The 14,464-nt window shown below is 51.8% G+C and carries 10 protein-coding genes; 5 read left to right on the forward strand and 5 right to left on the reverse strand.

The window, feature by feature from the left end; all coding sequences use genetic code 11:
• Positions 1-13 precede the first annotated feature (13 nt).
• Positions 14-2,908 carry an extracellular solute-binding protein gene (locus C162_RS08200; RefSeq protein ID WP_036693408.1) on the reverse strand — a complete coding sequence of 965 codons (2,895 nt, stop codon included), beginning with the start codon at positions 2,906-2,908 and terminating at the stop codon, positions 14-16.
• 120 nt (positions 2,909-3,028) lie between these two features.
• Positions 3,029-4,420, reverse strand: a complete 1,392-nt coding sequence (locus C162_RS08205) for an ABC transporter substrate-binding protein (protein ID WP_036693410.1) — start codon at positions 4,418-4,420, stop codon at positions 3,029-3,031.
• A 313-nt stretch (positions 4,421-4,733) separates the two neighbouring features.
• Here C162_RS08205 and C162_RS08210 point away from each other — a divergent pair, with 313 nt between their 5' ends.
• The 5 genes from C162_RS08210 (at position 4,734) to C162_RS08225 (ending at position 9,841) form a co-directional block, all read left to right on the forward strand.
• Positions 4,734-5,444: a helix-turn-helix transcriptional regulator gene (locus tag C162_RS08210; RefSeq protein WP_235218375.1), complete on the forward strand. Its 711-nt coding sequence runs from the start codon at positions 4,734-4,736 to the stop codon at positions 5,442-5,444.
• On the forward strand, positions 5,410-5,553 hold the full coding sequence (locus tag C162_RS35910; protein ID WP_156949569.1) for a hypothetical protein: 144 nt from the start codon (positions 5,410-5,412) through the stop codon (positions 5,551-5,553). Before C162_RS08210 ends, C162_RS35910 begins: the two co-directional genes overlap by 35 nt.
• Before the next feature lie 568 nt (positions 5,554-6,121).
• A complete protein-coding gene (locus tag C162_RS08215) occupies positions 6,122-7,036 on the forward strand; it encodes an ABC transporter permease subunit (protein WP_036693417.1) in 915 nt (304 codons plus the stop codon).
• Positions 7,033-7,998: a carbohydrate ABC transporter permease gene (locus C162_RS08220; protein ID WP_200869192.1), complete on the forward strand. Its 966-nt coding sequence runs from the start codon at positions 7,033-7,035 to the stop codon at positions 7,996-7,998. The genes C162_RS08215 and C162_RS08220 overlap by 4 nt, the downstream gene beginning before the upstream one ends.
• Positions 7,999-8,044: 46 nt before the next feature.
• On the forward strand, positions 8,045-9,841 hold the full coding sequence (locus C162_RS08225; RefSeq protein ID WP_051493315.1) for a hypothetical protein: 1,797 nt from the start codon (positions 8,045-8,047) through the stop codon (positions 9,839-9,841).
• A 419-nt stretch (positions 9,842-10,260) separates the two neighbouring features.
• Here the strand turns inward: C162_RS08225 and C162_RS08230 are convergent, their stop codons facing one another.
• The 3 genes from C162_RS08230 to C162_RS08240 all read right to left on the reverse strand — a co-directional run bounded on the left by C162_RS08230 (position 10,261) and on the right by C162_RS08240 (position 14,315).
• Positions 10,261-11,037: an alpha/beta hydrolase gene (locus tag C162_RS08230; protein WP_036693421.1), complete on the reverse strand. Its 777-nt coding sequence runs from the start codon at positions 11,035-11,037 to the stop codon at positions 10,261-10,263.
• Between the two features lie 147 nt (positions 11,038-11,184).
• Positions 11,185-12,090: a GNAT family N-acetyltransferase gene (locus tag C162_RS08235; protein ID WP_036693422.1), complete on the reverse strand. Its 906-nt coding sequence runs from the start codon at positions 12,088-12,090 to the stop codon at positions 11,185-11,187.
• A gap of 200 nt (positions 12,091-12,290) precedes the next feature.
• Positions 12,291-14,315 carry a right-handed parallel beta-helix repeat-containing protein gene (locus C162_RS08240; protein WP_036693424.1) on the reverse strand — a complete coding sequence of 675 codons (2,025 nt, stop codon included), beginning with the start codon at positions 14,313-14,315 and terminating at the stop codon, positions 12,291-12,293.
• Positions 14,316-14,464 lie beyond the last annotated feature (149 nt).

Here is a 14,464-nt window from a genome sequence, read left to right on the forward strand (position 1 = left end):
TGCAGCCTCCAACCTAATACGGAAGTTTGAATTCCTTCCGTTTGATCTGAATTTCATCGTTAATGTAGATCAGATAATCCGACAGGGCTTCACGCGGATTCACCTTCCCGTTGACCACCTTGCGGAACGCATTATCCAGATGCCGGCCTGTGAAGTAGCCGCCCGGAACCTGAGGGTTACCTTTCACCCATTGCCACTGGCTCTCCAGCTCCTTGTAATCCTTCACCGGCCACGGCAGTTCCTCCAGCGCTTCAATGTTCGCGGTCGGATAACGTGCCGCTGCTCCCATAAGCCCTTCCATTTCCCGGCCGTACTGGACCTGGGTGTCCTTGTCTGTCCACCACTTCATGAATTCCCAGGACGAATCCTTGTCCTTGGCATTCTCCAGCAGCATGACACCGGTTGTATGGCTGGCTACGCTATGGTCCACCGTGCCGTCCGCCTGCTTCGTTCCCGGCACCACCGTGAATTCCCACAAATTGCGGATTTCCGGCGCCATTACCGTCAGGCTGTTATAGATGGTATAATCGGCAATCCCGATCGGGATCTCGCCTGTACGGAAGCGGTTCGGAAAGTCCACCTTCACCGGGAACTTGTAATTGGTATAGAACTGGGTCCACTTGTTAAATTCACTCATGGAGGTCTCCGAGTTCAGCGCGCTTCGCTTCTGATCATCCGTATACAACTGCCCGCCGTTCTGATAGAGCAGCATGGTGAAGGCCGCATTGGGCACCAGCGTCGCGTTGTTCAGTGTATCCTCCAGCGGAAGATAGAACTCCAGATTATGTCTCTGCAGAACAGAGACCACATTGTAGACTTCCTCCCACGTAGTAGGCGGCTCCAGGCCAAGCTCCTGCAGAATATCCTTCCGGTAAAAGAGCATCGGGAAGATCTGCTGCTCAGGCAGCCCGTAGACGCTTCCGCTGTACTTATACGGGGTGAGCGCACTGTCCCGGAACCGGTCAGCCACTTCTTTGAAATCGGCGAACTGGGACAGATCGGCCGATGCTTTGCGCATCGCATAGTTCACTGGAAGGTCCTCACCGATCTGCATGGCTACATCCGGCCCTTCTCCCGCCAGGGTTGCCGGCAGCAGAATGTTCGGAGGTACCAGCCGCAGCGCCACGGAGATGCCCGTATCCGGTGTGAAGGTATCGTCAATCATGCTCTTCATCACTTGAGCCTGATCCCGGCCAGTCGAAATCCAGACCGTAATCGCCTTCTGGTTCTTCGTCACATTACCGATACTGTCGTAGTCTTCGGTATACGAGGCACCATAGGCTCTCAGCTCATGCTTCAGCTTCTGGAAGAAGGTCGCCTGCGCAGACGGAAGCGGCTTATCCGGCGCCGAGACCACCAGCGAATCCAGTGTCAGCGGCTGTTCCCGCACGCTAAGAATCCAGGTTCCCAGACCGCCGACATTCGTCTTGAAGGAGACCAGCCGTTTGGCTACCGTGTCCGGGTGCTTAGCCATATCTTCCAGCTGGGTGACCATCGAGTACAGGACTGATACCTTGTCGCTGCGTTCTCCGGTGGCCTGCTCCAGATATTCACCGACACTGCGGATAATCTCCGCCTGCTCCCGGAATACCTTGGTCATGTCCGGTATCCGCTTCTCCAGCTGATAGTCGCGGAACTTATCCGGGTTATTGGAGGTAATCGCCAGAATATTGCGGTACATTTCATTCAAAGTCAGGACACTGGACTGGATGGTGCGGACCAGCGGTGCGATATCGCCCAGGGTCACGGTCAGCCTCAGCTTGTGCTTCCCTTCTGTAAGATGGAACAGATAAGGATCTTCCCCGCCGAGTACATTCATCTGCCAGCCGGGAGAGTAATTGAAGCGGATCTGCTTCATCTCGGTGAACGGATATTCACCGTCAATGGTCAGGCTGCGGTTGGCATAGACGCCCCGGAGCTGATTCTGCTTCTCCTTGAGCGCTATCCGGTACAGACCTTCTTCAGGGACATCAATCTCCCATTCGATCCATTGCCCCGGAAGCTTCCAGTTCACCCCGCCGATAGTGTTGATCCTTAAATTTGAGACTGCATAAGGAACCACTGCCGGGCTGGAGCGGTCGGATAACGGGTATAGGGTAGGCGAGGATTTAGCGGATGCCGCTTCGGCCTGGACCTCGATATATGGCTCTTTTACCGGCTGAAGGCCCTTAGTCTCATACTGCTGCTTAGCCTCTGCATAAGACTGCACTGTCCGGTCCTGGAACAGCTCAATATAATCAATAGCCATCGGCTCACGGAGTGCGGTCAGCGACAGGGTCTGGTTCCCCTGCTCCAGGTAGAAGGCATAGGGCTCCTCATAGAAGCCTTCACTGTCCGCTATGACCGTGGACTGCCACACCGGCTGCTCCACCTGTCTGGGGCGCAAATCGTTGCCGCGGTCATCCTGCTTAATGACCTCTTCACGGTTCCCCCAGACCCGGTCGAAGAGCAAGGTATCCGCTCCCTTGAACGGTACCTCCCGGTTGATAGATAAGGAACGCTCAATCGACGAGCTTTTACCTTCCACCGGATAATAATGAACCCGGATGTTATACAGCCCGGATTCCGGAACCGGCACCTCCCAGGAGATGGTTCCCGATTCCGGGGTAATGACTGCTGTTCCGTCAAGCCCCTCGAATTGCTGCTTCACCTCGAAGGCATCTCCGCTGCCTGGGGAATAGCTCTCCCCTTCGATGCGGATCTCCCGGTCAGGGCGCGGGGCATCCCCGTGTTGCTTCAGATAGGCTTCATAGCTGCCTTCTTCGGCTTCCTGTGCGGCTGCCGTGAACTTGCCTACTGCAGGAGAGTCGGAATGCACAGGCTGCCCCGGGGAATTAAATATCCAGATCGTCCCGGCCAGCAGGACAACAACCAATATAACTGCTATGTTCCTGATTCGAATATTCAATCGTACTCCTCCCCTTAAGCGATGGATCATAAGTTGGTGTATTTCAAGTTCCAGCATATAATTGCCGCAAGAATGGGAACAACAGTCCGCGGGGGACTGTTGTTCCATGCGGGTATCCGTTTATTTTTTGTAGACCGCGTCTACAGAAGCCTGAACCTTCGCCTTGTACTTCTGAATGACAGTAGATGCCGAGGTTCCCTTCTTCAGTTCGTCAATCATCTCGTAGTACGGCATGGTCGAGAAGGTGTTATGGTTCGTAAGCAGCATACCGCCTTCGACCAGCTTGGCATTGTTGATATCGTCCTCGTTGTCATACGTGCTCTCCAGGGAAGCCTGCTTCGGATAATCGTAGATGGACTCGATATCGTTGATCTTCTCCCAGATATACATCAGCTGGTCCGGATTCTCGGCCTTCTTCGGAATGGTCAGGAACTGGACATTGGATTCCACACTATGGTATTCGGTAGCATTAGGTCCTTTTGGAAAAGGAACAAAGCCGATATCATAATCCTTCATATCCGTCTTGAAGCCGTTCGCCTCATAATCTGCTCCCGCATACATCAGCGTGTTCCCCTGGCGGAAGAACTGCGCCGGTTCCTGCCAGTCCCCGCCTTCGGTCGGCCGCGCTACCTTCTCAGCTCCCAGCTTAGCGATGAACTTGAAGACCTCCAGCAGCTTAGGATCATCCAGATTCTGTTTGTCCTCAATGGTCAGATCGGTCTCGTTGGAGGCCATCGCCATTTCCAGGAACCCGCCTGAGGCCAAGCCCCATACATCAAGTTTCCCGTTGTTATCTGTATCCTTGTTCGCTTCTTTGGCGACTTGAGTGAAGGTCTCCCAGTTCCAGTTATCCTCGTTCACATATTCCTGGAGCGGCTTCATGCCCAGCTTCTTCATCAGTGTGCGGTTATAGAATACCCCGCTGATCAGGTTGCCCGCATTCTCCGAGAAGCCATAGCCCCGGCCTTCATATTGCGAGAATTCTGTAGTCATCCGCTGATTGAAGGCATTCTCATTCTTGGTATACTCGTCAACCGGCCAGAACATATCCTGCTTCGTCAGCACCGGAATCATATAGCCCTTGCCCATTCTGACAATATCACCAAGCGGTTCACCGGCGACCAGTGAAGCCACTACCTTCTTCTGGTATTCACCGAAATCCAGCGCTACATATTCAACCTTGAAATTATGCTTGGCCATCAATGCCTTCAGATTCTTAGAACGCTGAATATTATCCGGGTTATCCTCGGGAATCTTCATATCCCACCAAGAGACAATCTTAATCGTTCTGCCGCCCATATCGAAATCCTTTTCCGGTGTAGCATTGCTCGGCGCCGCAGTTGGTGTAGCGTCCGCAGTGGCCTCAGCTGCCGGAGCCTCCGTAGCTGCCGCCGGCTGGGCTGATGCTCCCCCTCCGGCGTTCCCGCCGTTCCCTGCTCCTCCGCCGCAAGCCGTCGTTGCAGCTAATAACAACATACTAATGAATACTGACATTACTTTTTTTGCCCGCATGATCTGTCCCCCCAAGTATGAATGACTTACCTCGAAAGTTTAGCGCTTACATTTTCAGGCAGCAACCCGTCTAACTTCAGGTGTTCACCTGTCAAATTATAGGTCGGGTCCGCAAGTCCTTATCCACCGGGCAACCGGATTTCGATCAGGTAAACAAATGGAGCCTGGTGCAAGAATTGCACATTGTAGCGCCCGGCTCTGTTGCACATAATGAATGAAGGAAGCTTAACTTCTCTCTGAAAGCGGGGTCATCAGGTTGTACAGAATCTTATGTGTAGAGCGAAACCGTCAGGTGCGGGAGATCGCTTCTTATATGGCAGGGAGCAGACTTAAGAATTTCATCATTCATGCGCATGCTGATTATTCATCCGATATTCTGCGGCTGATCCGCAGCGAGGGAATTTCACTGGTTCTTCTGAATATTAGGGACGCCCATACGCCGGGCATGAGAGTCTGTGAGCAGATCAGGCAGGGTAGCTCCGTTCCGATTATCCTGCTCGGGGGCAGCGGGGATTTCGGGTTGGCACGCCAAGCCTTACTCTATAATGTAAGCGATTACTTGACTGATCCAGTAGACCCCGCTGAGCTGGGCAGGAGCCTGGAGGCGGTTAGACGGGCGCTGGCTCCGGCCGGCAGACCGGCTGCTGCGGAGCAGGATTATCCGGAGTTCACCCTTCAAAAAGAGCAGCCCTCCCCGTCTCCAATTGTCAGTACGATCAAGCAATACGTGGATGAGCAGCTCCATCGTAATATTACGCTCAAGCAGATTTCCGACTCCTTGAACTTCAATTGCGCCTATCTCGGACAGAAGTTCAAGCAGCAGGAAAATATGTCCTTCAACGAATACCTCCTGCGCCAGCGGATGGAGAAGGCCAAGCTGCTGCTGGAAACGACCGACATGAAGATCTATGAGATTGCAGACGCTGTGGGGTATTCAGAAATCGACTGGTTCTACAAAAAATTCAGAGAATACACGGGAACCAGCGCCAATGAATACCGCAAGCAATGCTTCATCACCGCCTGAGGCGGAAGAGAATGGAGGGAGCGGCGAGTACGAAATCTGGAACAAGGCTCTGGTAAGTACGGCCGCTGCCTGCCAGACCATAGAAGCGCTGCTCCCCGTCCATTATTGAAAATAAGTGTACTAATACCCCTCATTCGGCTCATCTGCCCACATTTGATGAAATCAGGTGTATTAATACACTTCATTCCGCTCATCCACCCACATTTGATGAAATCAAGTGTATTTATACTCTTCATTCGGCCGATCCGCCCGCTTTTGATGAAATCAGGTGTATTAATACCCTTCATTTAGCTCATCCGTCCACATTTAATGAATTGGTGCAATAATGCTCCTCACCACTCTTTCGTTTCCCACTAGCCTCCCATATACCTTTCTTCCCACTCCTATGAACTCCCGTTTCATCCGCGTCTCCTGCTTTTCTCCCTTGCCTCTCCCATGCAATTGCCCTTTCCGTCCGCGTCTCCTTCATCTTACAATAGATCAATAATTGGTGAGGATCGGTCATTGTAGGAAGATAGACGATAACTTATTATAGTTTCATACATGAAAGCGTTATCAAAACTGGAGTTGCTTACTGAAGAAGGGGGATGACAGACAGACAAGATGCCAGGGATTGCTTGCCCCGGCTTAGCTTCAGGAAGCAATCATACAAAGAGAATATGATGAGGAGTGAAACAATGCGCAGCCAGAGCATGAGAAGCAATTCGTTCCGGAAATTCCTTTACATCTCTCCCTTTATGCTTTTACTCGCTGTCTTTGCCTACTATCCGCTCTATGGATGGGTCTATGCATTTTTTGATTACACCCCGCCTATCCCATTGTCCCAATCTGAGTTCGTCGGCTTCAAATGGTTCCATTCGTTAGTCGAAAATCAGGTCAAGATCGACCAGTTAATGCAGGTCATCTGGAATACCTTCGGCATCAGCGGACTGGGCATCCTCTTCTCCTGGCTCCCGATGATCTTCGCCATCTTCCTGACCGAGATCAAGGCAGTCCGTTTCCGCAAATTCATCCAGACGGTCACCACGCTGCCGAACTTCATCAGTTGGGTGCTTGTGTACTCCCTCGCCTTCTCCATGTTCTCCAGTGAGGGGATGGTCAACGGCTTCCTGCATATGACTGGGCTGACCGATTCTCCAACCATGTTCCTGCAGAGCTCCGAGCATGTCTGGTGGACGATGTGGGCTTGGGCTACCTGGAAGTCACTCGGCTGGTCCGCCATTCTGTACATCGCAGCCATCATGGGCATCGACGAATCGCTGTATGAAGCGGCTTATGTAGACGGGGCTACCCGGATGCAGGTCATCCGCCATGTCGTGCTGCCAAGCATGATGCCAACCTACTTCGTCCTGCTGATGCTCCAGATCGCAAGCTTCCTGAATAACGGATTGGAGCAGTATTTCGTGTTCCAGAATGCGTTTAACAAGGACACTATTCAGGTTCTTGATCTATATGTGTATAACCTCGCCATGGGCGGCGGCAGCTATTCCGTCTCCGTTGCGATCAGTATGCTGAAGAGTGTAATCAGCGTGGTGCTTCTCTTTTCGGTGAACGGGCTGTCCAAAATGCTGAGAGGAGAGGGCATTGTATGAGTGACAACCAGACCAGTCTTACGCCAAACACCCGGGAGATCGACATCACCAAAAAAACGGTCAAAATGCAGGTCAGTGCTGCCGATAAAATCATCTCCACTATTATCTACATCCTATTCTCACTGTTCGCCTTCATCTGCGTTTATCCGTTCTACTCGATCATTATCAATACGATCAGCGCGAACGACCTAAGCGCCAAGGGCGAAATTATTTTCTGGCCTAAGGGGATTCATTTCCAGAATTATATCGATGTGTTCAAAATCCCCGGTCTGGGCAATGCCTTTATGATCTCTCTCGGCAGAACAGTAATTGGTACGCTGCTGACCGTCGGCGCCTCGGCCTTCCTCGGATTTATGTTCGCCCAGGAGGACATGTGGGGCAAGAAATTCTGGTACCGCTTCACCATCATCACGATGTTCTTCAACGCCGGGATCATCCCTTGGTATCTGACCATGAGATCGCTGCATCTGACGGACAACTTCCTGGCTTATATTCTTCCGTCCGTAGTAGCACCCTTCTTCATTATCCTGGTCAAAACCTTCGTCGAGGCAACACCGAAGGAGCTTCAGCAGGCGGCCAGCATTGACGGCGCAGGAATCTTCACGATTTTCTACAAAATCATTCTGCCAATCAGCAAGCCGATCCTTGCAACCGTTGCCATTTTCTCGGCGGTTAACCAGTGGAACTCCTTCCAGGATACGCTCCTGCTGGTGACGGACAGTAAGCTCTACAGCTTACAGTTCATTCTGTATAACTACATCAACCAGGCAAGCTCCTTGTCGACCATGGTCAATCTGCAGAATGCCGGATCAACGGCCATGGCAACTCTGGCGACCAAGCAGACCTCTACCTCCATCCGCATGACCGTAACCATTATCGTAGTCGCACCTATTCTGCTGGTATATCCGATCTTCCAGAGATTTTTTGTAAAAGGAATTATAATTGGTGCGGTCAAAGGCTAATCCGCCAGCGCCATTTATGATACATTAAACATTCGGGGGGCTACACATGAAAACACATCATAAGCTGGGCAGAAAGTCCGCGCTGTTACTAGGGACGACCATTCTACTGGTAACAACGGCGCTAAGTGGTTGCAGCGGTAATTCCAACAATGGAGGAGCTGCTGCGGGGACGGCCGAACCCGGAACACCTACTGAGTCATCCGATCCGGGCACTAGCAAAGGCATCGATCACAGCAAACCTCTAACCATTACGGTATTCGACAACGCAGCTAACTATCAAGGCGAGCAGACGGGATGGTATGGCAAGCTGCTTAAGGACAAATTCAATATCACGCTGAACATTCTGGCTCCGCAGGTAGCGGGCGACCAGCTGTACAAGACCCGCTCGGCATCCGGTGACCTCGGTGACCTCCTGATTATTGAGAACAGCCAGCTCGAGGAACTGATTCCGGCAGGCATGATTATGGATCTAACCGACATGATTAAGAACACGGAGCATCTGTCCCAATATGTAGACAATCACTTCAAGCCGTTCAATGTGGCCTTCGAGAAGCAGAATCCGGACGGTAAAATCTATGCTCTCCCGGCCTTCACCGCCGATACTTCGCCAACGACCTTTTCGGAAGAGCTGCCTTACTCCAGCCCGATTATGCCTTGGGATTATTACAAAGGAATCGGCGCTCCGAAGCTGAATAATCTGAACGACCTGATGACGGCCCTGAAGGACATGCAGGCTAAATATCCGAAGACTCCGGACGGCAAGCCGATTGTTCCGATTACGCTGTGGAAGGACTGGGACGGCGGAAGCATGGAGAATGTCCGGTGGCTGAGTAACTGGTATGGCTATGAGCAGCCGAACGGCACGACAACTATTCAATTGAATGCCAAAGGCGATATCGTTCCGATCGTGGACGACAACAGTATGTACAAGAAGATTCTGCAGTTCTATTATGACGCTAACAAAATGGGTCTCGTCGACCCGGATTCCCCTTCCCAGGACTGGAACAAGGTATCTGAGAAGCTGACCAACAAGCAGGTGCTGCTCCTGTGGTACTCCTGGCAGAGAGGCTTCTACAACACGATTGAACGCGGCAACCAGGGTGACGGCAACGTAGCCGTTCCGATCGGCGATACCCATCTGATCCAGAACAGTGATGCTTACTTCGGGAACGGCAGAGTGTTCGCCATCGGCTCCAAAGCGAAAGAGCCGGAAAGAATCATGGAACTGATGGACTGGATGTCCTCACCGGAAGGCCTGCGTTACTATACCAACGGCTTCGAAGGCTTCAACTATGAAAAAACACCGGACGGCAAATTTAAGCTGACCGAAGTTGGTCAGACTGCATTCCAGGAAAACACCCCGGTCCCTGCTGAATACGGCGGCGGCGGTTACCAGGATGGCCAGAGTAAAGTCAACTCGATGATTATGAGTGATTTCGTGACCGACCCGGAAACCAAAGAGTTCTATAACAGCACCTACTGGGCTTCCACCATTGAAGCCAACAAGACTGCGCTGACTACAGACTGGCAGAAAACCTATGATGCTACTACTCCGACCGAGTACTATACGAAGAACAACATGATCGACATCGTGCCGAATATCAACACCAGTCTTGGCTCCGATTCCTCTGACGTCAAGAACAAACGCAGCCAGATTTCCGATTATGTCAAGAACACCTCCTGGAAAATGATCTTCGCCAAGGACCAGGCCGAATTCGACCAGCTCTGGACCAAGCTGAAGAGCGATGTCGAAGGACTCGGCTGGAACGATGTCTTCGCCGTAGACAAGGAAAGAGCAGACAAAATCGTTAAAATGCGTGCTGATGCTGTTGCTAATAAGTAAGCAAATGAGCATTACTGCGTAAGCTGTAAAAGTAAAAGAAGAGGCAGCCCCAGAGCCATTATATAATGGCTTGGGACTGCCTTTTTTGGCAACTTCCGTCTCTCAATTCCGGCCAACTAACCAACATCTCCAGCCGTTCAAGTACCTCTCGGGCAAACAACTGGATAAACGTATCTTAATTTCCCGCTTTCTAAGGATTACCCGGCAACAAGTGGAAAAAGCACAACTAATTTTGAGATTTCACCCACTTCAGGTGAATTGCGATGAATTAAGTGCCGTTTATCCATCTCCTGTTCCCGTGAGGGAGATTGGTTCATCAGCAAGTGTATAAAATCCATCTACTCCCGCGCGATTTCTTCTGCCGTAGACTCATCCGGCCAGAATAAGAGACCCCCGTTCCCGGACGCCCCCTACACCCATTAGAAAATAAGCTGAACGAACTGGTACAAGCCGTTCTTCCAGACCGGCCAGTCGTGGTCGCCCTGCTCTTCTACCCAGATATGCGGCACATTATGTTCTAAGAAGTAAGCATGGGTGCGGTCGCTGACATACTTCAGGCTGTCCCGGTCTCCGCAGGATAACCAGAGCAGGTTAAGCGCGTCCGCGACCTTTTGCGGGTCGGGTACCAGTATCTCCGGCTCCTTCGTGTTAGGTGCCGCAGAGAAGGCTCCCACCCAGGCGAAGCGGTCCAGATTATTCAGACCCATGTTGAGCGATTGCCCTCCGCCCATGGACAACCCGGCCAGCGCACGGTGCTCCCGGTCCGTCAGCACAGAATAATTCGCTTCAATATAAGGGATCAGATCGTTCAGAAGATCAGACTCAAAGGCCCCGAAGGCTTCCAACTTGTCAGGCGCAAAGATGTCGCCCTCCGCCCGGTCGTTCTGCATCGCCCGGCCATTCGGCAGCACAACAATCATCGGCTTCAGCTTGTGATCGGCATACAGGTTGTCCAGAATAATCTGCGGCGTGCCGTGAGTGTACCATTCGTCCTCATTTCCGCCAATGCCGTGCAGCAGATACAAGACATTATATTTCTCTGTGCTGGAATAGCCGGGCGGTGTGTATACTCTAGCCTTCCGGGTGTTGCCAACTGTGGCAGAGGGATATTCGATCATCGTGATCTTACCACGCTCAATCCCTGCTTTCTCCTGATCATATCCCGCTGCTTGTATTGTATACTTCTGATGGTTCATGTCCAAAGCTGCTCATTCCTCTCATAGATTATATGTATATCTCTACACTTTGTTTATTCGATAAACTAAGTGTGAAATCCTGCTGAGGAACCTGCTGCGAAAAAATATATATGGAGCATGGAAATCCATTTATAACGCCTGTACGGACTAGATTTGACGTTCATACACATACGAATGGACTGGAATAATCTCCACCGGCTGCAGGGATTGATATAGAGCATTAGCCTCAGCAGAAAACCCCGTGATATAGGCCGTTGTCACCCCATGCTCCTTCAGCCGCAAGAAACACGCGGTAACCACCGCTTTACCGAAGCCGCGTTGCCGGTAATCCGGGTGGGTCCCAATCGTCTCTATAACCGCGAACCCGTTATCCTGATCTACGAATCCGAAACAGAAGGCAACAGGCCGCCCTTTATCATCCACTACCGAGAAATCAAGCTCCGCACGATAGGATTGTAGATCCTTTCTCCAGTAATCTGAGTTCCTGACATTGACATCATCCGGAGAAAAGATCTGCTCAATCAATTCACTCTTCGCGCATTCGTCTGTCCCTTCCGCCATTGAGCGGATATAGAATCCTTCTTCCAGCTTCAAAGTGTAATCCGTATCCGCAAGATCATACCTTCGGGTATTCCCGATATGAGAATCTTGCACAAATCCTTGGTCTAATAATGCCTGAACCTCCAGACCATAGGGATAACAATCGGTGTTGAGCTTCTTTTTCCCCTCGCCCCATATATTCCGGGTACATTCCACCATCTCGCCTGCCAGCTGCGGATCATCCGGGTGGACAATTAAGCTGAAGAAGCTGCCCCCCGATTCGGAAATGAACAAGCCTATGATCTCACCAGCTTCATTCTTCCATAGGTGTGCATTATTTTCCATGAAATTAGGATCTGTACTCTTGGGCGCTTCGTACCGGTTCCAGAACTCGAATCTGACAAATTCCCAAGTCTGAAGCTTACCCGTCAAAGGTACCATTTTTCTCAAAAAGGCATGAACATTGTTGAAGTTTTCCTCGGTGTCTAGGTACTTTTCATTGAATGTCTTCATCTCTTCATCTCCCTTCGACTCTCATCATTTCATCCTTCTTCCATTATATGTAGGCTCACTTCACCTTCATAGGCAGAGATCGGCTATAACCATCTGTACTATTGCATCACCATTGTTGCACTTCATGCAGAATTTCTCATTTCATGCACCACACAAAAGCCTGTCCACAGGGACAGGCTCTCAGTCATAACCATTCCGTTCTACAGCACTATTTTCAACGCAGCATTCTCTGTTAATTCAAACGGTCCAGGCGTCACATTCGAGTCCGGACGCTGCGTACCGAAGAAGTCGCGGTCGAACCGGTACGGTGAGCCGTCCGGCTCCTCATAGCGCATCTCGGCGTGATAGCTTCTGCCCAGCAGATTCGTGGTGACCACGGTCGGCGCGGCTGCACGCAGCAGCTCAGGGTTCACGATATGCACCTGCACCTTGCCGGAAGCCGGATCAACCTCAATCTCAATGCCTTTGTCAGCATAGACCTTCGCGCTGCGCTCATGCGCACCCGGCACCGCATCTTTCAGATACAGATTGCCTTGAATGGCTACAGGAAGGGCCATCTGTTCGGGATGGAACGGCTTGCCGGAATCGATCATCGATTTGATCTCTGCTTTGGTGTATTCCCACCACTGCTTATCCAGCGCATTCGGATGCTCGTTGTAGCCGCCCAATCCGACTGGATGCAGATAACAGCGGGAATTGTCCGGGATACCGTCCATTACCCTCTCACCGTTATCATTAAGCTGCTCTCTCGGGGCAAGCGGCAGATGCTCGAAGAACGTCATCGGCACAACCTCATTGTCCTTGTCCTCATCACGCAGGAAGATATTGTTATAATATCGGTCATCGCCGCCCGTGAAGTTGCTGTACCCGGCAATGGCTGTCTCATGCGGCATATGGTACGGCGTGTATCGGGTAAGCTCGGGGCGCACTACGAACCTGCCAGCGAACAGATTATGGACGAACGCGCCGCCCTGGGCCATATTGCGGAAGTTCATCGGCGACAGGAACAGGTTGTGATCGACCATATAAGGACCGTGGCAGACCTCCATGAAGAAATCCTCGGACAAGTTGTCGTAGAATACGTTCCGGCTGATACGGGTGCCCTGTGCCTGCCAGTCCAGCCATAACGCCCGGTAGGAGCTGTAAATAACATTGTCGCAAATTTGGGTATCCAGTGAAGCATGAAGCTTGATTCCGCCAACCTCTGCCCCGTGGAAAATCCGTTTATGATGGATATTATAAATCCGGTTCTGGACAATCTGGCTGAAGGCCCCGCCCAAATGGCCGACCACTCCGGCCTGCTCACAATCATGAATTACATTATTGCGGACGATATGACTTCCAATGTTGTCCTTATGCCAATCCTGGCGGAGTGCGCGGAAAATAACCTCCTGCTCCCGCTGCGTCCCGCCCTTCATCCGGCCATTTGACCACTCGTTGTGCCCGGTTGAGATTTCTTTGCCCAGGCTCACCCCTGTACATTTGGACTCGCAGATGTGGTTGTCCTCAATGATCCAGCCCTTGCTCCAGTGGGGTCCGATCAGCCCTTCCTGCAACGCCGTCGGCGGTGCCCATTGAGGAGATGCCTGGCGGAGTGTGAAGCCCTTGACGGTTATATAACCCCGTCCCGTCTGCTCCGGCCAGAAGCAATAAGGACGAACGCTGATCTCCACATTCTCCCGGCGCGGGTCCTTGCCCCCGAAGCTCGCCCATATCCTGGTGGAAGCCGCTCCTGCTTCTGCATACCACTGGAGCAGAGAGTCCGCCGGGTACTTGGCCTGCGGCCAAACCTTAGGATCGCGCAGCTTGGTAACGCTATCACATTCATACAGCGATTTGCCGTCCAGATAGACCTCCCCCAGATGCGGCTCGAACGCCCCTTCGAACAGCCAGTCGCCATACAATTTCTCCTTGAAAGGATTGCGCACAGCAAACAGGCTGTTCGGCACCTCCGTGCTCCAGACACCGTCTCCTTCATCCTGCCAATCTGCCACCGGCTCAGCGCCTGTGATGACAACCTCCCCATCTCCGGCAGCCTGATAGATAATCCTCTGATCCTCAGTCCCTCCGTTACCCGGGCTCACCCATTCCCTGTATGTCCCCGCATGAACGGTGACCGTATCTCCTGGCTCCGCCAGCGCCGCAGCGCGGGAAATGGAGCGGAAGGGCTTGTCTGCTGTACCGGGAGCCTGATCGCTCCCTTGCATTGCAACATGATATTCCATATGAACATCCTCCTCTTTCTTATATGTCATATGGACATTTTAAATGAAAATACTATATTATGCTATAACCATGTATACAATCCCAAGTGGAAACGGCTTTGCCGTCCTTTTTAAGGACGGTACCGTTTCAGCGGGAAATAGAAGGATAA

The sequence above is a fragment of the Paenibacillus sp. FSL R7-269 genome, from assembly GCF_000517865.1.
In the GTDB taxonomy this organism is placed as follows: domain Bacteria; phylum Bacillota; class Bacilli; order Paenibacillales; family Paenibacillaceae; genus Paenibacillus_AQ.

Excerpts from the sequence above, each read along its gene's own strand:
- C162_RS08230 (WP_036693421.1), bottom strand. The coding sequence starts at position 11,037 with ATGAACCATCAGAAGTATACAATACAAGCAGCGGGATATGATCAGGAG.
- C162_RS08235 (WP_036693422.1), bottom strand. The coding sequence starts at position 12,090 with ATGAAGACATTCAATGAAAAGTACCTAGACACCGAGGAAAACTTCAAC.
- C162_RS08225 (WP_051493315.1), top strand. The coding sequence starts at position 8,045 with ATGAAAACACATCATAAGCTGGGCAGAAAGTCCGCGCTGTTACTAGGG.
- C162_RS08240 (WP_036693424.1), bottom strand. The coding sequence starts at position 14,315 with ATGGAATATCATGTTGCAATGCAAGGGAGCGATCAGGCTCCCGGTACA.
- C162_RS08205 (WP_036693410.1), bottom strand. The coding sequence starts at position 4,420 with ATGCGGGCAAAAAAAGTAATGTCAGTATTCATTAGTATGTTGTTATTA.
- C162_RS08220 (WP_200869192.1), top strand. The coding sequence starts at position 7,033 with ATGAGTGACAACCAGACCAGTCTTACGCCAAACACCCGGGAGATCGAC.
- C162_RS08210 (WP_235218375.1), top strand. The coding sequence starts at position 4,734 with ATGGCAGGGAGCAGACTTAAGAATTTCATCATTCATGCGCATGCTGAT.
- C162_RS35910 (WP_156949569.1), top strand. The coding sequence starts at position 5,410 with ATGAATACCGCAAGCAATGCTTCATCACCGCCTGAGGCGGAAGAGAAT.
- C162_RS08215 (WP_036693417.1), top strand. The coding sequence starts at position 6,122 with ATGCGCAGCCAGAGCATGAGAAGCAATTCGTTCCGGAAATTCCTTTAC.